Consider the following 17,621-nt stretch of genomic DNA (forward strand, 5'->3'; position numbering starts at 1 on the left):
ATAACTATGAACGCACGTGAATATGCCCTGCAAGCTAATGGCTCTTTTGCATTACCAGATGCCTGTTTTAAAGTAAAAGCCTTGATGGAAGATGAAAAATCAGAAATTAGTGATTTTGCTGATGTGATAAGTGTGGATCCTTCAATGACCTCTAGGTTATTACAAATAGCCAATAGTGCTATTTACAATTTTCCTGGCCAGATAAGTACTATTTCTCGCGCTATTACTATTATCGGTACTCAAGCCATTTATAATATGATGCTAGTGGATGTTGCTGCATCAGCTTTTAAACACTTTGAAAATCAGGCTATTGATCTAAAGCGTTTTTGGCGTATGAGTGTTTATTGCGGCTTAGTCAGTAAAAATTTAGCAATAAAAGCAGGAATAAAAGACATTGAACGGCTTTTCGTTGCAGGACTCTTACAAAATTTTGGTGAGCTTCTTGTCGCAAAAATAAGTCCTGAAATTGCACAACGTTGTGAGCAATATAATCGAAATAATTCGCCTTGGCACATACAAGAGTTAGCGTTGGGTTATACTTACACAGATATTTCAGCTGAATTACTTAAAATATGGCAACTGCCAGAAAAAATAATTATCCCTATTCGTCATTTTAATCAAGCTAAAAGTAATCAAATTAATAATGATGTTAAAGTACTCAACTTAGCTTCAAGATTAGCTTTATTGGATAGCCATAGTGATTTATTTCAATATGATGAAGTGATTGATGAGTCATTATGTACCAGTTTAAAGTTAAGCAAAGAAGACATTGAACAAGTAAGTGAAATAGCAGCAAATGATGCTCAGGGTATTTTAACAGTTATGAATCCGAAGTTATTTTCAAGATAAAATAATTTAACATACCAAAGTAATGTTTTCGTTATTTCTCTATTTCGTTATAGCTATCGCCTATTGAGTACTAAGTGGACAAAATACTATACACTTCGTAGCCTTTTTGTAAGTATTTAACTACTTTTGGCAATCACCTATATAGGAGACAAGATTAATAAAGCTTGCTAGCATCGAATGGTTTTAAAATAAAATTATAATAAGTATAACGATAAGTGAAGGAAGTTTATGAGTGCATCAAGAGAACATTTTAGTTCCCGTATTGGTTTTATTCTTGCGGCGGCAGGCTCTGCCGTGGGTATTGGTAATTTAGTGGGGTTCCCTGTTAATGCCGCTAAAAATGGCGGTGGCGCCTTTTTAGTTTTGTACGCATTATTCGTTTTTCTAATCTGCTTACCTGTAATGATTGCGGAAATGGCTGTTGGTCGGAAAACAGAAAAAGAACCTGTTGGAGCATATAAATCATTAAGTGGTAATAGCACACTTTGGGGAGCCGCAGGTTTTTTAGGAGTGTTAACACCTTTTATGATTGCCGTTTTCTATATGGTTATTACGGTGTGGATTTTTGGTTATATTGTTTTAACACTTTCAGGACGGTTAGACTATTTAGCTAGCGGTGCAGGTTTTGGCGAATTTATTAATAGCCCGTATTTATTTGTGGCAATGGCTTTTGTCGCCGCTATTATTAATTTTATTTTAGTTGCTGGCGTTAAAGATGGAATTGAAAAAGCAGCAAAAATTCTTATGCCAGCCTTATTTTTTATGTTAATTATTATGGTTATTTTTGTACTAACACTTGATAATGCTGTGGCAGGTGTGGAGTTTTTCTTAATTCCTGATATTAGTAAAATAACCCCAAGTGTTGTCAATGGTGCTTTGTCTCAGGCATTTTTTTCATTGTCGTTGGGAATGGGAATTTTAATTACCTATGGCTCGTATATTGATAGTAAAACTAATATTCCTAACTCAGCTAAGTTGGTTGCAATTACGGATACTGGTGTTGCTTTTGTGGCTGGTTTAATGATTTTACCTGCCATCTTCTCGTTTAACCCCAATGTAGATCCGAGTGAGTTAAGTGATAGTTCTGTTTCATTGATATTTACTTTTTTACCTAAAATATTTTTAGCACTGCAAACATCCATTGGCTATATTGGCGCGAGTGCTGTTGCTGCTTTTTTCTTTATTTTAGTCTTTTTTGCTGCGATTACTTCTTTAGTATCAATTCTTGAGGTACCCGTTTCTTATTTAGTGACAGAGAAAAAACATAGTCGCAAAAAAGCGTTGTCTATTTTGTTAATAACGGCAGGTGTTCTAACTGTTTTTGCGACACTTTCTTTTGGTATGGTCAATTTTTTTACTGATTTTGCTTCATATTCTGGTAGCCCTAAGTCTTTTTTTGACATTGTCTATGACGTTTTTTATGACACTATTTTACCGTTAAATGGTTTTTTACTCTGTGTGTTTGTTACTTACCGCTGGAAAAGTAAAAATTTATCTGAACATTTGAGTATAGGAAATGATCACTATATTGGCTCATGGGTAGAAAAATATATTAACTTCTCATTAGGTACATTTATTCCTGCCATTGTATTAGTTATTTTTATTAATACGGTTGCCACGAAATTCTTTGCAATGAATTTGTTCGGTTTTTAACACATAAGCGCAGAGTTTGAGTACAAGTTTATTTAGGTACAATTTTGGGTACAAAAGCCGAGTAATGTTATTGTTGCTCGGCTTTTTTGTTTTTGTTTAAATTTTTGGTTAATAGAGAATCCGTTTAATTAACTGGTATAATTGATTCATCTTTTTTCATTTATACTGAATCAAACTACCTTTATGCTCAACTATATTGTTGCTACAGACTTTACCGATTGCCAACGGTTATTTCATGGCCGCGGGCATGCCTATGAAAACTTATCTTATGTGAATGTTGATTGGCTCTCACCCGTTATTCTCATTACTTTATACAAAGCAGTTGATGAAGCTTGGTTATTAGCGCAAGCACAGGCATTACATGCTTTAACACCACTGTGTAAGAGTGTACAAGTACAACGTCGTTATGAAAAATTTGCTCCAACTGAAGCTTTATTAGGAGAGGCGACTGATAGAACAGTTGTTACTGAGCACGGGCTTTCATATCATATTGAGTTAGGCAAAGCTCAAAATAGTGGTCTGTTTTTAGATATGGCTAATGGACGACATTGGGTGTATGAACAGGCTACCAATAAAAATGTTCTCAATTTATTTGCTTACACCTGTGCTTTTTCAGTGGCTGCAATAGCGGGCGGGGCGAAGAGCGTAGTCAATATTGATTTAAGTAAATCTTCGTTAAGCAAAGGCAGAGAAAATCATCAACTAAATAAATTATCAAAGAAAGAGGGGAAACATATTGTTTTTGAAGGGATAGATATTTTTAAATCGAATAGTCGTATTAAAAAATATGGTAAGTATGATTTGTTGATTTGCGATCCGCCATCATTTCAAAAAGGCAGTGTGAATATTGAAAGAGACTACGCTAAAATCATACGAAAAATCCCTCAATGGATGAACCAAGGTGCACAATTATTGCTTTGTTTGAATTCACCTGATTTGGATGAACAGTTTTTAAAAAATGAAGTGGTGAGAGAATGCCCTGATTGTATTTTTGAACAACGATTAGACAATCCTAAGGTGTTTAAAGAGGCACATAAAGGTAAGGGGCTTAAAGTTTTAGTTTTTTCATATCAGCCTGAGTAATATCTATATACCCAAATAGGTTGCTTATTTTTTTATGTTACTGCCTCTAATACGGTAAAACCTAGCAAATCTTGGAATACCCACTTGAGTTTTACCGTTATATTTGTAAGTAATAATACTGCCAATTGGTGGAGGATTGACACGTTCCTCATCTGTAAAGCCTGAGCCAATATTAAAAATAATACCGTTAGGCATTTTTACTTTTAAAGCGCCTAACATGCCAAGATATTTACCTTTACCATTTGTATACCCGATAACGGTTGCTTCTGCATCTTGGTACTTTTTTAGCTTCATTATATTAGTAGTTCTCCCTACATGGTAAAAAGCACTTTCAAGGTGTAACATTAAACCTTCTCCTTGTTCAGCAATAACCTCGTTAAGGGTGGCTTCTAATTGTTGTGTGCTTTGTAGTTTGAATTGAGTGATCATAGTTAAATAAGCTGAATCAGTACGTTCTATTAGGGTTATCATGGTATTAATTCTTTCGGTAAATGTACCTGTGTGTTGAGGAAGATCAAAAATCATAAACCGAACATTGCGCCAACACTGCTCATCAATGATAGTTTTTCTGACACATGATAATGTCGCTTGAAACTGGTTTCTTGCAATCCATAGTTCACCATCCATCACATCATACGGCCAGTGTTGAGTAAACCACGTTGGACTATGAATAGTATTACCTTGTCTAGTCAGTAATTGTGTTCCATCCCAGTAGCCACGTATGCCGTCAAGTTTTTCTGATATCCAATATTGGCTGATATCATCCACCGTTTTATATGGCTTGGCATGTTGAATTTTAGGTTTTATTTGATCATTTGATTGTGCATTTATTTGGCTATGCAGTAGAAGGCAGAGTAAAGCGCAAGTGATGAAAATATTATTTTTTAAATCAGGTTTATTCATTTTAAACATCCATGTTATTGCTAATTCATTTAAGCATAGTCTAAAATTTGGACTATGCTTAAATAAATAACGACTTAAGCTGATTAAATTTAACCTCATTAAATACAAGTTTAGTAAAGTAAGAATGGATTTTTCAATAGTTATTCAAGGATCGAAATTATGTCACAACTTACCTGTGTACTTTTTGTTATTATGTGTTTTGTTTTTACACCTACCGTAACAGCTAAAAAACGTTGTAAACCTTTACTTGAAAAATTACATAAGGTTCAAGCATTACAGCGAAGTGGTTATTCAAAAAATAAAGGGATGAGTTTACGAAAGCGCGAAGATAAAGCTCGTGATAAATGGTGGCAATGTGAAAATGGAAAGGTTAAGCCTAAGAAAAAATCCAAGCGTAAATCTAAAAAACAGAGTAATACACATAAGTCTGTTAATCGCATGAGGAGCAAAATAATAAACACTAATAAAGCAGGAGAAGCCACGCCATTTAAAACGAATAATGCGATTGTGTTGAAGTCAAAATATCAAGGAAAGAAAAAGCGAGCATGGTTAAAGTATTACCAGCAACCAAATCAATGTAGACGCCCTAAAAACTTAGCGATGTTTGCTTTTTGTAGTGAAGATAAACAAATGCAAGGAATCAAGTTTGAAAAAAGCTATAAAGAAGTGAAGTAATATTAAGGGCGAATATTAAATAATTACTTATCCGTGACATGATCAGACTTTTGAATACTACTTGCTGTGAAGTTTTATTGGTCTTTATAGCGTTTTTTACTTTCTTTATATTGTTCAACCATAGCGTCAACACTGTCTTGACAATATTCACGCAAACCGCTTAATAGCATGTGTTTTTTACCATGACCTACCACTTCACCCTCACTGATTAGATCAAATTCTAACCACGCATCACCACGTTTTGCTTCTATTGACAAACTGGTTTGTGCAAGTTGCAGCGTAAGTGTTGATATATCAAGGCGTTTAAGACTGATTTTCATGCATTGATACATAACCATAGGTCTAGCGGGGTTAATCATGACGTTATTTGCAGTCATTAACTTAACTAAAATGTCAGGGAAAGTATGACCTGAGAAATCTACATAAGCTTTAGTTAGGGCATTGATTAATGAAGGACAATGGGTTCTTTCGCCGCTGGCTTCAACAGTTAAATAGGTTTTTTTATTATCATCAACAATATCGAAACAAGGATTGATTTCAGTGGGAAACGTAAGAGCAATACTATCATTTACCATGCCAGAAAAATCAAAGCTCATCTCTTTATATAAACCAGCCTTTGCTATAATCACTGAAAATAACAGATCGCCAGGAACACAAAACCGCTTGGCTTCAATATTGTGTAGTGGGTTAAAATCATCAGCTACTTGTTTAGCAAAGTCACTTCCCTGTTGACGAGTAAAACTAATTTTTTCGCTGTCTATAGCACAATACTTTTCAATAAACATAGCTTTGTTAGGGGTAACAGTCTCAGGCATAAACATTCACTTCATTATAAAAAACGGGGCATTCTAACAGTAATTAATTAATTAATCGAAATAAAAAAGTATATTTGAACTGAGCAGACCTCTAGGTAATGCTTGAGCAAGCAAGGTAAGTACTAACTAATCGTTCTTTCTGTATTTTTTTTAGTTTTCTCAGTTGGTATTCTCGCTTGCTTGCGGTACTTTTATCTGGAGCTGATTCAATAAATACGAGTGTTACTGGCCGTTTTGCTCTAGTATACTTAGCCCCTAGCTTGGTATTGTTGTGCTGATGTAAGCGACGGTTAATATCAGTTGTTATGCCAGTATACAAGCTGTTGTCATTGCAACGTAGAAAATAGACATACCATGTTTTTTGTAGAGCCATGAAAGAAAGTGTATAAAGCGAGCTAAAGGTTAATCAATGGTAAATAAAAGTGTTAGAGATATCAAATAGTGTTAGTTTAGCAGATTGGGAAATAGAACTCAGCGCGATTCGTTCTATGGGAAATGGCGGTCAACGAGTCAATAAAGTGGCTACGGCTATTCATCTGCGTTTTGATATCAAGCGGTCATCTTTGCCTGATATTTATAAATCTCGACTACTAAACTGTAAAGATACGCGAATCTCAAAAGAGGGTATTGTTATCATTAAAGCGCAATCTTTTCGTACACAAGAAATGAACAAAGATGATGCTTTAAACCGATTAAAAGCATTGATTGTATCAGTAATGGTAGTGCAAAAAAAAAGAAAGGTAACTAAGCCAACAAAAGGATCTGTTCAGCGACGTTTAACAAGTAAAGCTAATAAAAAGAGAGTAAAACAAGCTCGTCAAAAACCGAATGTTAAATCTTTTTGAGCAATGTCTGTTGTGAAATCACTATTAACATTTCATTTATCATTTAACTCGTGATGTACTAACCTAAAGAAAATAATTTAAGAGAGATATAATGCCAATTTCTGAAATAGGTGCAGTTGAAAAATTAACGGCCCAATTAGATGTAAATAACCTTGTTCACTATCAATTACCTTTAGCAGCTATTGGAGAGGGGAATGAGCAGCAAAGTATTGCACTAAATCCGCTAATAGGTAAAAAACTAACCTTAACCTTTCATGGTAAAATTGCATGTAAACATTGTGGTAAAACGACTAAAAAAAGTTATTCTCAAGGTTTTTGCTACCCTTGCATGACGAAGCTTGCCCAATGTGATATGTGTATTATGAAACCAGAAACTTGTCATCACCACTTAGGCACATGTCGAGAACCGCATTGGGGTGAGCAGTATTGCATGGTTGATCATTATGTTTATTTATCTAACACTTCTGCTTTAAAGGTTGGTATTACTCGCCACACACAAATTCCTACTCGCTGGATTGATCAAGGTGCAACGCAAGCACTACCAATATTTAAGGTAAGTACTCGTTTACAGTCTGGCTTAATTGAAACCGCATTAGGTGAATATATTAGTGATAAAACTAATTGGCGTGCAATGCTAAAAGGCAGTAATGAATCCATAGATTTAAAATTGCAAGCAAAGATATTAATTCCTAAAATTGTAGGACGTTTAGATGAAATAGCTCTTAAGTTTGGTGGTGCAGCTGTACAACAGTTAAATGAAGATGTTGTGGAAATTGATTACCCTGTTAGTGAGTATTTAACCAAAATTAGTTCATACAATTTTGACAAAACTGCCGTAATATCAGGTGTGTTGTTGGGTATAAAAGGGCAATATTTAATTTTTGAAGAAGGCGTTATCAATATGCGCAAATTTTCATCATATCAAATTAGTGCAGAATATTGATTTGTTGTAGCCGTTTTTAAAACTGTGCTAAGTTATGAATATAAACTTATTAACGTATAATACCAATTTAATTAAATTTCTTCCCAACTCAGAGCTATGCTCGATGTGCAATAACTTAATCAATTTGGTAAATACTCTAAATGGATGGCGATCTATGACAGCAATTGACTATGCATCTCAGGCGGGTGATATTTTTGTTTTATCAGATTCATTTATTAGAATTAAAGAATTAATAGATAATGAGTCGTCAACTATTGATGATATCAATGATGTTATTATTGTTGATCCAGCACTTTCAGGTACTATTTTAAAGCTCGCCAATAGCGCTTTTTTTAATTACCCTGGTAAAATTGATACTATCTCAAAAGCGGTATTAGTTCTAGGTATTACAGAGGTATACAACCTTGTGATTGCTTATTTCACTGAGCAGGCATTTGAGTCAATTCACGCAGACCAAGGTTTCTTAGAAAATTTTTGGGAAGAGAGTATTGATTGCGCTTTACTCGTTAAATTTTTAGGCTGCAGTTTGAATGTACCTAATGCCGAGAGATTATTTATTTTGGGTCTTTTACATAATTTAGGTGAATTAATAGTAAAGCAATTATCGCCAGATAAAATACCTGAATACAATATTAAACAAGCCAGTGATTTACCATGGGATGTTCAGCGTGATATTTTAGGGTTTACTTTTGGAGAGTTAGGTGCTGAAATATTAAAACTGTGGCAATTACCCTATAACATAGTGGCTCCAATTCGAAATCAAGATGAAGCGAATTTTGGTTTAGTGAATACTGAGAGCCAATTACTTTATATTGCAAAGCGTATTCTGGTGCATCAAAAACTATTGAAATCGACGAATCAAAAAGCGCTTTTGGATAAAATACCGTTAACTTCTTTGGGGGTTGATGATGAATTGTTAAATAAGGCTATGGAATATTGCGATACGGAACGTTTAAGTATATTGGCAGTATTAAGACCAAAGTCCGTTACTATTTATTAGATAAAACTTATACCATTAGTTTTATTAAGTTTGTGATCTTGTTGTGCGCAGGAAAAATAAATCAGGGCAAGGCGCTTGATTGAGCAATAGCAGGGTTTATGAAACAGGGAGATAAGTTTTCAGGCATAAAAAAAGCGAATTATCATGAAGATATTCGCTTTTTTCGTGACTTTAATTATTAAAAATTAAAGTGCAACAATATTCTCAGCTTGAGGGCCTTTTTGACCGTCAGTTACTGTAAATTCAACTTTTTGACCTTCAGCTAAAGTTTTGAAACCTTCGCCAACGATTGCGTTGAAATGAGCAAAAACGTCAGGGCCATTTTCTTGCTCGATAAAACCGAAACCTTTTGCTTCGTTAAACCATTTTACTGTACCAGTAGTAGTAGACATAGTAGTCATCCTATTTTATTTATGAGTAATTGTGCTTTAAAAACATAAGATAAACATTATAAGCATAGTCTTAAAGCGGGTTTGCTAAAAAAAGTTGCTATTACTTATAAATCAGGACGAGCTACTAATATAACGTCGAAATGGTGTACAAAAAAATAAAACTAACTTCAAGCGAATTGGATTATATATCGATGTACGTTATTGTCAATAGAAATATACGCATGGTAGTGTTTTTTATTGACATAGTATCTGATTATTTATTGGTATAGCTTATTGATATAGCGTTTATTTATGTTTGGCTAGGCTATAGTCGTTTGGGAACACGCCCAGCCATACAATGCTTCAAGCAATAGCTATTGTTTATTTGTATCACATACCGTTAAATAACTTATACTAGGTAAATGAGTAAAGAAAACAAACAATGTTATTATGAGTTTAATCGTTCAAGCGAATCTATTTTTTCAAAAAAACCAAATAAAACAGGCAGAGCAGCTATATAGGGAATTGCTAAAAGTAAATCCTAATGATATTGATGCATTGTGGGGACTTGGTAAGGTTGCCTTAGCGCTTGATAGTTATCAGCCCAGTTATGATATTTTTAGCCGTTGCGTGCAACTATCTGCGAATATTCCACCGCTATGGTTATCATTAGCGCAATCTTGTCAAAAACTTCAGCGGTTCGTGCAAGCGGAGCAAGCCTTATTGAAAGCTTATGCTATTAAAAAAGACTTTAGTCCTAGTTTGCTTGCGTTAGCTATTTTTTATGGTCAGTCAAATCAATTAGACAAAGCAGAGATTTATTTAGATAAACTATTAAAACTATCGCCTTATAATGTGCGTGCATTTTCTTTAAAGGTTCGTATAAAACATCAAAACTCGATTGATGCTTATGCGCAGAATTTTTTAGATAAATTAACTCATAAAAGCACATCGCTTAATCAACGAGAACAAATTTTACTTCATTATGCTTTTGCGCAATTATTTCACCAAGCGCAGGATTATGAACAAGCTTTTCATCATTATACTCAAGCAAATAATATACAACTATCACAAACTGACTTCTGTGTAGATGATATGGCTCCTTATTTTTTTCAGTTAACAGATACCTTTTCAGCCTCTTTTTTTAAAAAAATAAAACAAATGCAGACTAGTAAGTCGCAGGCGTTGGGTGTTCATTTAAAAAAAGAATCTCCATTGACTCCGGTTTTCATTGTTGGTCAACCGCGTTCAGGCTCTACCTTATTAGAACAAATGTTACTTAGTCATAGTAAAATAAGCTCGGCAGGGGAATTGCCATTTTTAGCTGGTGATATTGCACAAGGGATCTTTCAGTTAACTAAACAGCCATTTCCACAAGGGTGCAAATTACTAACCTTAGAACAATGTGAAACATTAGGTGCACATTATTTGTCGAACATGCAAGCTTTAGCACCTAATGCTGATTTTATCATTGATAAAATGCCAGCCAATTATCAATCTATTGGCTTGATTAAAATGCTTTTTCCTCACGCTAAAGTGGTTCACATTTCTCGTGAGGTAAAATCAGTAAGTTGGTCAATTTTTAGTAATCATTTTGACGCTTCAGAACCCTATTTTTGTTCAATGGATGAGATAGCAAAATATCATAAATATTATCGGCGAGTTATGTTGCATTGGCAGCAAGTGCTGCCAGAGTTTATTCATCATGTTAGTTATGAGAGTTTTGTTGCTGAACCTAAAAAAAGTCTAACTAAGCTACTTGATTTTTGCTCATTAGATTTTGAAAATGCTTGTTTGGATTTTGCTAAAGAGTCTCGACATATTGATACATTAAGTGATATTCAGCTTAGAAATGGATTAAATACTCACATTAAAACTGTTTGGAAACCTTATGCAAAGTATTTACCCTCTTGTTTTGCTGAATTGACTTAGAGATTGAAAGTTTGTACATGGAAATAAAAAAGCCTGCTTTGGTTACGTAAAGCAGACTTTTATTAATGTATTTTATTTACAAGGGTTTACAGCTTAAACTCTTGTACTGATTGTTGTAACTCTTCAGAAAGGCGCGCCACTTCACTGCTTGATTCTGCTGTTTGTTTAGAGCCTGCAGTGGTTTGTTCTGCAATGGTAACAATTGATTCTAGATTTTCACTGATCTCATGTGCTACAACGCTTTGTTCTTCTGCAGCACTGGCTATTTGTGAACTACGATCATAAGCTTCATGTACAGCATGAGTAATCGTTTCTAACGCTTTGTCAGCTTCTTCTGACTGTGTTACACAGTCGCCCGCTTTTATTTTGCCAGCATCCATCACGGTTACTGCTTTGCCTGCGCCTACTTGTAGCGATTCAATCATTGTTTGAATTTCTGATGTTGATTCTTGTGTTCTACTTGCTAGGGTTCTCACTTCATCGGCAACAACGGCAAAGCCGCGACCTTGTTCACCAGCGCGGGCCGCTTCAATGGCCGCATTTAATGCAAGTAAATTAGTTTGATCAGCAATACCTCGAATAGTATCAAGAATACTGCCTATAGAGGCGCTATCTTGTTGTAATTGATTGATTACATGAGCTGCAGAGTCAACTTCTTGGGCGAGTTGTTCTATGGTGTGGCGGTTACGACCAGAAATAGTTTTAACTCGTTCTGCTTCATCATCTGCGTGTTTAATCTCACCTAATGCATCGTTTGCGCTAGATAAAACACTTTGCGCTGTGCTGCTCATCTCTGTGGTTGCAGAAGCTGCTTGTTCAACCTGACTGCGTTGTTCTTCTATTGCTATCGTACTTTCTGCTGTGACTGCAGAGGTTTGCTCAGCAGCAGCAGCAAGTTGTGAAGAACGGTTAACAATGCTTTCAATAAGAGTTCGTAAGCTATCAATCAGTAGATTACAGTTTTTAGATAATTGGGCAAATTCATCTTTACCACTTTCATCCAACTTACGTGATAGGTCACCTGAAGATACAATATTAAGCATGTCGTTAACACGACTTAACGGGCGAGTAATACTTACTAGCGTCAATCGTGCAATCGTAAATGCAATAATAATTGAAACAATGGCAATAATGATAGTTTGCTGATTACCACTTGAAACCGATTTTTTAACGAGTTCACTTGATGCAAGGGTTGCTTGGTTTGCTAGATCTACTTGTTTTTCTAATATCTCATTTGCTTTAATTGTATATTCTTTAACGGCCTTTAACATATTAATTGCTTGTTGATTAGCCGATAATTGAGAACGTTTATAAAACAATATTCCCTGATCTGAAGAAAGTAACATTTCAATATCAGCAAAAGATTCAGATAACTCGCTGGCAATGTTTTCAATATCATTCATTGTTAGCTCAGCAATAATTTCATTTACTGACGCCTGGGCTCCTTGCAAACTGAATGAAATTTCACTTTCAATCAACTCTGCGGTATCGCTTGAAGACGTATCGCTATACTCTAGAGAAGAGGTTACTATAGTATTTAGTTGATTTTCTAATTGCTCGCTTAAGCTAATAGCACGTTGAAGTGTAGTGTTTGCTAATCGGTGATCGGCTAAGTCGAGTAATAAAGTAACAGTATCGTCAGACTTGTCTTCTAAGTCGCTGACTTTTTCTTTTAAACTCGTTTTTTGTTCAATTGATAATTTTCTATTTTGAAAAACAATAGAGGCGGCCTCATTGAAAGAGTTAAAAATTTCTGCCACTTTATTTAAATTGTTAACTAGAATTTTTTCATCTTTTACTAAGGTTTTCAATTGATTCAATGCAGGAATAAATCCTTTATCTATTGCGTCATAAGTGGTTAAATCTTCATCAAGCAAGGGGAGTTCTGACTGATAAAAACCTTCTAAAATAGCATTTGTCATTTGATCTAGTTCTAGCGCTAATTTATTGCTACCTTTTAACGTTGGAATGGCTATTTGACTTTGCTGGCTGGTTGAGTCGCTGATTGTTTTTAAATTAAGCAGCGATATTACGCTTGTTAAAATGAGTAGAATTGAAATGATGGCAAAACCACCAATTATCTTCATTGCTACGGTTAGATTCATATATACCACCAATTAAATTGAAACAAATTTTTACGTTAAAGAACAGTGAAATTAAGGAAGTAATTTCTTATTCTCATAGATTGGTTTTTATTATTATTATTAGTTTTTTATTATTATTAGTTTTTTATTATTATAATTATTATTTAGTACAGATATAGTTAGCACTAGAGCTATATAAGCTATCGGTAAATAGCCATTTTCTACGTTATCATTTCTATATGCTTTACTATTTTTTAAAGGTATATTCACAATAAGCCTTCAAAATTTAGTATATCAAGCTGTACAATTTTTTCATCTATAATTAAAAAATATATTTTAATTTAACCGTTTAGCTTTAATTTGTGGGGATATGTGAGGGTTCAGTAAATACTTTTTTGTCATGCCAACGTAATAAGGTTAAATGGTTTCCCCATACACAACCAGTATCTAAAGCATAAATATTGGGCACAGAACAATTGCCCATCAAAGCAGCCCAGTGGCCAAAAACCCAAGTTGTTTTTATGATGGTTGAGGAAAGTTCGTACCATGGCACTAAATCAATATTGTTAACGTCAGATTGTTTTTCAAAGCGCTTGTTTAGAGGTGCTGACTTATTTTGAAGTTCTAGTCGTTTGTCTTTATAGCAATAGCGCATTCGCGTAAAAGCATTAATGGTATAACGAAATTTATCTTCATCGGTTTTTACCTGTTGCCAATCGTCAGGTTTTTCACCGTACATTTTACTAAGCCATTGGTTTCTGTGTTTAGACTTTAGCCGTTCACCTGCAAATTTTGCTTGTTTTATTGCTTGTTGTAAATTCCACTGTGGTGGAATACCTGCATGACTCATGTAAGCATTTTCTTGCCCTATTTGTTGCAACAGAGGTTGCTGGGCTAACCAGTTCATTAACTCATCAATATCATCTGCGGCTAGTAACCTATCAAGCTTATCTTGTTTTTTTACTTTTTTAATGCCAGCATAAACAGAGAGTAAATGAAGATCGTGGTTACCTAGTACGACTTTGGCTGATTGTTGAAGTGATTTAACAAAGCGTAAGGTGGCTAACGAGTCTGGTCCTCTGGCAACCAGATCCCCAGCCAAATAAAGTTGGTCAACTTTCTGATTGAAGGCAACTTTTTTTAAAAGTGCTTGAAGTTCGCTATAACAGCCTTGAATATCCCCAACTAAATAAATAGCCATTGTTTTATTCGTTTGCTCGGTTCATTGCGCGCCTTGATTTCTTTTTAGTGTTTGGTTCTTCTATGTTAACTGGAGGGTTTTCAACAATAAAATTAGCCAGTTTGATATATTCGTCAATACTTAAATTTTCAGGTCGTAAGTTAGCATCAATGTTAAGACTTGTTAACTGTTCTTCACTGATTAATTTTTTAAAGCTATTTCGAATAGTTTTTCTACGCTGATTAAAGGCGGCCAAACACACAGTGTTTAAGGCGTTAATATCTTTTACTGGGTTTTTAATTTCTTTATGGGGTATCAAACGTACAATAGCTGAGTCTACTTTTGGCGCTGGTTTGAATGCTTCAGGGCCAATTTCCATTACAGGAAATACCTGACACTGGTATTGAGTCATAATAGACAAACGCCCATACGCTTTACAATTTGGTTCTGCTGCCATACGTTCAACTACTTCTTTTTGTAGCATAAAGTGCATGTCTTTTACTTTATCTTTAAACGTTAATAGATGAAAAATTAATGGCGTAGAAATATTGTATGGTAAATTACCAAAAATACGTAATGGCTTTTCTAATCCCTCTTCATTTTTTAGTAATTGAGCAAAATCAAAATTTAAGGCATCAGTTTCATAAATTGTTAAGTGTGGTGCCAAAAAAGGATGATGGCGTAATCTGTGGGCAAGATCTCTGTCTAATTCTACTACAGATAACTTCTTTGCTCGTTCTACTACTGGTTCAGTTAATGCACCAAGGCCTGGACCTATTTCAATTAAATTTTCGCCAGGCTCGGGATTAATTACATCAACAATGTCGCTGATAACGGCATCATTGTGAAGAAAGTTTTGACCAAAGCGCTTTTTAGCTTGATGACCTAAATGGGTTTTACTGTTCATAAATATTCTCAAGTATTCAGGCTATAACAATTTAGTTTATAACTATATAGCTTTATTGCGCGATGCTGTTGTTGATTAAATAAATGGCACTGTTAATGGCTTCCATCATACTGCCTGAATCGGCTTTACCTGTACCTGCTAATTCAAGTGCAGTTCCATGATCAACCGATGTACGAATAAAAGGTAATCCTAAAGTGATATTTACTGAGGAGCCGAAACCTTTATATTTCAATACGGGTAATCCTTGATCGTGATACATGCTCAAAATGGCATCAGCATCGTTTAAATATTTTTCTTGGAAAATAGTATCGGCAGGTAATGGGCCAATAACATTAATGCCTTCTTCTCTAAGCTGAGCAAAGGCAGGTTCCATTACATCTATTTCTTCACGACCTAAATGACCATCTTCACCAGCATGAGGGTTAATACCACAAGCATAAATTTTGGGTGATTGGATACCAAATTTATTTTTTAAATCTTGATGAAGAATACGGGTAATTTTTTGCAACCGTTCAAAGGTGATAGCTTTCGCCACATAGGCTAATGGTATGTGAGTGGTCACTAAGGCTACGCGTAAACCTTTGGTAGCGAGCATCATTACAACATCAGAGCAATTTGCTTGATGAGCAAAAAACTCTGTATGACCACTAAATGGTACGCCAGCTTTGTTGATTAACCCTTTATTCACTGGCCCTGTAACAACAGCATCAAACTCACCTGTTATATTTTTGTCACTCGCCACTTTGAGTGTCTCAACAACATAGGCGCCATTGTTGACATCAAGGATGCCAGCAACTGCTGGCTCAGCCAATGGTATATCTATTATAGTTAAAGTACTTTTAGCTTGTGGGCGAGCTTCCTTATTAGGATTGTAGTCTATGAGTGTTATGGGTAAATTTAATTGCTTAGCGCGATTCGTTATCAAGGCTTTTGACGCAACAACAACCAGCTCTACAGGCCAAGATTGTTGTGCGATTACAATAACTAAATCTGGACCAATACCTGCAGGTTCACCAGGTGTAATAGCGACACGTTTAGTCATAATTATTTATCCTGTTCAAAAATTTCTATATAAGCTTCATCGCGTGTTTCTTTGATCCAACGAGCACTTTCAAGACCAAATTTTCGATTATGAAGTATTTGATAAGCACGGTTTTTATTCATTTGAGAAGTTGCATCAACCATGCGTCGATCATTTAATTGAATGATATGCCAACCAAATGAAGAGCGAAATGGTTTGTGGTAGTCACCAACTTTCATGGTGGCAAGGGCTTCTTTAAAAGCAGGGTCATAAGTATTTGGGTCTGCCCAGCCTAGATCGCCACCTCGAACAGAAGTTGGTCCCTCAGAAAATTCTTTAGCTAGATCTGCAAAATTAGCTTCTCCAGCTTCAATTTTATCTAGTAGCCCTTGTAACTGTGCTTCTGCTTTAGCTTCACTTAAAATAATAGAAGGTTTAATTAAAATATGGCTAGCTAAGACTTCTTCTACTTCTACTACTTGACGGCCTCGAATATCGAGTACTTTTACAATACTAAAACCCAAACCAGTACGGATAGGACCAACAACGGTACCTTTGTCTTTCCCATCTATTAAGTCAGAAAAGAGCGTCGGCATTTCATTAATATTTTGCCAACCTAAGTCCCCACCATCAAGTGCATTTGCACCGCCTGATGAAGCAATCGCTATTTTCTTGAAATCAGAACCACTATTCAATAATTCTATCACTTTATCAGCACGCGATTTACTAGCTGTTAGGTCAGCTTGTGTGGCATTGGCTGGGAATTCAATGAGTATGTGACCAAGGTGGTATTCAACATTATTAGTGGTTTGTTCTTTCATTAAATCTAATAAATTGGAAACTTCTTGCGGTGATATATAAATACGACGTTGAACACTATTACGAGTTACTTCACCTGAAATTAATTCAATACGCACATTTTCTCTATATTTCTCATAGTCTTCGCCATCGCTAATGAGTGCTTGTCTAAATTGAGATAGGGTTAATTTATTTTCTTTTGCCATATTTGTAATGGTTTGATCTAATTGAGCATCACTGACTTGTATGCCCATACGTTCACCGATTTGTAACATTAAGCTATCGTTAATTAACTTATCCATTACTTGGGTGCGCAATGCCTTGTCTGAAGGTAGTGATTGATTATTTTTTTTAGCTTGCTTTTTAATATTGGAGAGAAGATCTTGTACTTCAGACTCAAGTACGACACCGCCATTAACAATTGCTGCTACTTTGTCAATTTGTTTTTCTTCGGCATGTGCAACAGTTTGTAGCCCTGCATAAAGTACGCTGGTTAAAAGTAATGTGTTAAGTAAAGTGCTCACTAAATTTTTCATGAATAATTACATCTTTTATGGAATAT

17 protein-coding genes are annotated in these 17,621 nt (G+C 35.1%); 8 read left to right on the top strand and 9 right to left on the bottom strand.

The window, feature by feature from the left end:
- Window positions 1–6 precede the first annotated feature (6 nt).
- The 3 genes from ACE1OF_RS00690 to ACE1OF_RS00700 all read left to right on the top strand — a co-directional run bounded on the left by ACE1OF_RS00690 (window position 7) and on the right by ACE1OF_RS00700 (window position 3,585).
- Complete coding sequence (locus ACE1OF_RS00690; RefSeq protein ID WP_448891952.1) at window positions 7–849, top strand: HDOD domain-containing protein; 843 nt, start codon at window positions 7–9, stop codon at window positions 847–849.
- Window positions 850–1,077: 228 nt separating this feature from the next.
- Complete coding sequence (locus ACE1OF_RS00695) at window positions 1,078–2,502, top strand: sodium-dependent transporter (protein WP_448891953.1); 1,425 nt, start codon at window positions 1,078–1,080, stop codon at window positions 2,500–2,502.
- A gap of 183 nt (window positions 2,503–2,685) precedes the next feature.
- Entirely contained in the window at window positions 2,686–3,585 is a 900-nt protein-coding gene (locus ACE1OF_RS00700) for a class I SAM-dependent methyltransferase (protein ID WP_448891955.1), read from the top strand.
- 24 nt (window positions 3,586–3,609) lie between these two features.
- Here the strand turns inward: ACE1OF_RS00700 and ACE1OF_RS00705 are convergent, their stop codons facing one another.
- The gene (locus ACE1OF_RS00705; RefSeq protein WP_448891956.1) at window positions 3,610–4,488 is read right to left on the bottom strand and encodes a DNA ligase; all 879 of its coding nucleotides are present in this window, start codon (window positions 4,486–4,488) and stop codon (window positions 3,610–3,612) included.
- Window positions 4,489–4,647: 159 nt separating this feature from the next.
- Here ACE1OF_RS00705 and ACE1OF_RS00710 point away from each other — a divergent pair, with 159 nt between their 5' ends.
- Window positions 4,648–5,163, top strand: a complete 516-nt coding sequence (locus tag ACE1OF_RS00710; RefSeq protein WP_448891958.1) for a hypothetical protein — start codon at window positions 4,648–4,650, stop codon at window positions 5,161–5,163.
- 74 nt (window positions 5,164–5,237) lie between these two features.
- On the opposite strand, the gene ACE1OF_RS00715 is transcribed toward ACE1OF_RS00710, so the two are convergent.
- Together ACE1OF_RS00715 and ACE1OF_RS00720 are read right to left on the bottom strand one after the other, a co-directional pair.
- Window positions 5,238–5,978 (bottom strand): DUF3581 family protein, encoded by a 741-nt coding sequence (locus ACE1OF_RS00715; protein WP_448891960.1) that lies wholly within the window; start codon window positions 5,976–5,978, stop codon window positions 5,238–5,240.
- A 91-nt stretch (window positions 5,979–6,069) separates the two neighbouring features.
- A complete protein-coding gene (locus ACE1OF_RS00720; RefSeq protein ID WP_448891962.1) occupies window positions 6,070–6,351 on the bottom strand; it encodes a GIY-YIG nuclease family protein in 282 nt (93 codons plus the stop codon).
- A 49-nt stretch (window positions 6,352–6,400) separates the two neighbouring features.
- Between ACE1OF_RS00720 and arfB the strand changes: the two genes are divergently transcribed.
- The 3 genes from arfB to ACE1OF_RS00735 all read left to right on the top strand — a co-directional run bounded on the left by arfB (window position 6,401) and on the right by ACE1OF_RS00735 (window position 8,766).
- Window positions 6,401–6,823, top strand: a complete 423-nt coding sequence (gene arfB, locus ACE1OF_RS00725; protein WP_448891963.1) for an alternative ribosome rescue aminoacyl-tRNA hydrolase ArfB — start codon at window positions 6,401–6,403, stop codon at window positions 6,821–6,823.
- Window positions 6,824–6,914: 91 nt separating this feature from the next.
- On the top strand, window positions 6,915–7,766 hold the full coding sequence (locus tag ACE1OF_RS00730) for a DUF2797 domain-containing protein (RefSeq protein WP_448891965.1): 852 nt from the start codon (window positions 6,915–6,917) through the stop codon (window positions 7,764–7,766).
- A gap of 154 nt (window positions 7,767–7,920) precedes the next feature.
- Window positions 7,921–8,766, top strand: coding sequence for an HDOD domain-containing protein (locus tag ACE1OF_RS00735; protein WP_448891966.1), 846 nt, complete (start codon window positions 7,921–7,923; stop codon window positions 8,764–8,766).
- A 185-nt stretch (window positions 8,767–8,951) separates the two neighbouring features.
- Here ACE1OF_RS00735 and ACE1OF_RS00740 read toward each other — a convergent pair whose 3' ends face one another.
- Window positions 8,952–9,158 carry a cold-shock protein gene (locus ACE1OF_RS00740; RefSeq protein ID WP_033092258.1) on the bottom strand — a complete coding sequence of 69 codons (207 nt, stop codon included), beginning with the start codon at window positions 9,156–9,158 and terminating at the stop codon, window positions 8,952–8,954.
- Window positions 9,159–9,587: 429 nt separating this feature from the next.
- Between ACE1OF_RS00740 and ACE1OF_RS00745 the strand changes: the two genes are divergently transcribed.
- A complete protein-coding gene (locus ACE1OF_RS00745; RefSeq protein WP_448891968.1) occupies window positions 9,588–11,069 on the top strand; it encodes a sulfotransferase in 1,482 nt (493 codons plus the stop codon).
- An 86-nt stretch (window positions 11,070–11,155) separates the two neighbouring features.
- Here ACE1OF_RS00745 and ACE1OF_RS00750 read toward each other — a convergent pair whose 3' ends face one another.
- The 5 genes from ACE1OF_RS00750 to surA form a co-directional block, all read right to left on the bottom strand.
- A complete protein-coding gene (locus ACE1OF_RS00750; protein WP_448891969.1) occupies window positions 11,156–13,174 on the bottom strand; it encodes a methyl-accepting chemotaxis protein in 2,019 nt (672 codons plus the stop codon).
- A 334-nt stretch (window positions 13,175–13,508) separates the two neighbouring features.
- Window positions 13,509–14,354, bottom strand: coding sequence for a symmetrical bis(5'-nucleosyl)-tetraphosphatase (locus ACE1OF_RS00755; RefSeq protein WP_448891971.1), 846 nt, complete (start codon window positions 14,352–14,354; stop codon window positions 13,509–13,511).
- 4 nt (window positions 14,355–14,358) lie between these two features.
- Window positions 14,359–15,240, bottom strand: a complete 882-nt coding sequence (rsmA, locus tag ACE1OF_RS00760; RefSeq protein ID WP_448891973.1) for a 16S rRNA (adenine(1518)-N(6)/adenine(1519)-N(6))-dimethyltransferase RsmA — start codon at window positions 15,238–15,240, stop codon at window positions 14,359–14,361.
- 52 nt (window positions 15,241–15,292) lie between these two features.
- Entirely contained in the window at window positions 15,293–16,285 is a 993-nt protein-coding gene (pdxA, locus tag ACE1OF_RS00765) for a 4-hydroxythreonine-4-phosphate dehydrogenase PdxA (RefSeq protein ID WP_448892092.1), read from the bottom strand.
- Window positions 16,285–17,595 carry a peptidylprolyl isomerase SurA gene (surA, locus tag ACE1OF_RS00770; protein WP_448891974.1) on the bottom strand — a complete coding sequence of 437 codons (1,311 nt, stop codon included), beginning with the start codon at window positions 17,593–17,595 and terminating at the stop codon, window positions 16,285–16,287. The genes pdxA and surA overlap by 1 nt, the downstream gene beginning before the upstream one ends.
- Window positions 17,596–17,621: the final 26 nt, after the last annotated feature.

Source organism: Colwellia sp. E150_009 (assembly GCF_053543955.1).

What these genes read in the sequence shown, in the direction of transcription:
- ACE1OF_RS00750 (WP_448891969.1), bottom strand. Translation starts at nt 13,174, where the DNA reads ATGAATCTAACCGTAGCAATGAAGATAATTGGTGGTTTTGCCATCATT.
- ACE1OF_RS00710 (WP_448891958.1), top strand. Translation starts at nt 4,648, where the DNA reads ATGTCACAACTTACCTGTGTACTTTTTGTTATTATGTGTTTTGTTTTT.
- ACE1OF_RS00730 (WP_448891965.1), top strand. Translation starts at nt 6,915, where the DNA reads ATGCCAATTTCTGAAATAGGTGCAGTTGAAAAATTAACGGCCCAATTA.
- ACE1OF_RS00690 (WP_448891952.1), top strand. Translation starts at nt 7, where the DNA reads ATGAACGCACGTGAATATGCCCTGCAAGCTAATGGCTCTTTTGCATTA.
- rsmA (WP_448891973.1), bottom strand. Translation starts at nt 15,240, where the DNA reads ATGAACAGTAAAACCCATTTAGGTCATCAAGCTAAAAAGCGCTTTGGT.
- ACE1OF_RS00695 (WP_448891953.1), top strand. Translation starts at nt 1,078, where the DNA reads ATGAGTGCATCAAGAGAACATTTTAGTTCCCGTATTGGTTTTATTCTT.
- ACE1OF_RS00735 (WP_448891966.1), top strand. Translation starts at nt 7,921, where the DNA reads ATGACAGCAATTGACTATGCATCTCAGGCGGGTGATATTTTTGTTTTA.
- ACE1OF_RS00745 (WP_448891968.1), top strand. Translation starts at nt 9,588, where the DNA reads ATGAGTTTAATCGTTCAAGCGAATCTATTTTTTCAAAAAAACCAAATA.
- ACE1OF_RS00740 (WP_033092258.1), bottom strand. Translation starts at nt 9,158, where the DNA reads ATGTCTACTACTACTGGTACAGTAAAATGGTTTAACGAAGCAAAAGGT.
- ACE1OF_RS00715 (WP_448891960.1), bottom strand. Translation starts at nt 5,978, where the DNA reads ATGCCTGAGACTGTTACCCCTAACAAAGCTATGTTTATTGAAAAGTAT.
- surA (WP_448891974.1), bottom strand. Translation starts at nt 17,595, where the DNA reads ATGAAAAATTTAGTGAGCACTTTACTTAACACATTACTTTTAACCAGC.
- ACE1OF_RS00720 (WP_448891962.1), bottom strand. Translation starts at nt 6,351, where the DNA reads ATGGCTCTACAAAAAACATGGTATGTCTATTTTCTACGTTGCAATGAC.
- ACE1OF_RS00755 (WP_448891971.1), bottom strand. Translation starts at nt 14,354, where the DNA reads ATGGCTATTTATTTAGTTGGGGATATTCAAGGCTGTTATAGCGAACTT.
- ACE1OF_RS00700 (WP_448891955.1), top strand. Translation starts at nt 2,686, where the DNA reads ATGCTCAACTATATTGTTGCTACAGACTTTACCGATTGCCAACGGTTA.
- ACE1OF_RS00705 (WP_448891956.1), bottom strand. Translation starts at nt 4,488, where the DNA reads ATGAATAAACCTGATTTAAAAAATAATATTTTCATCACTTGCGCTTTA.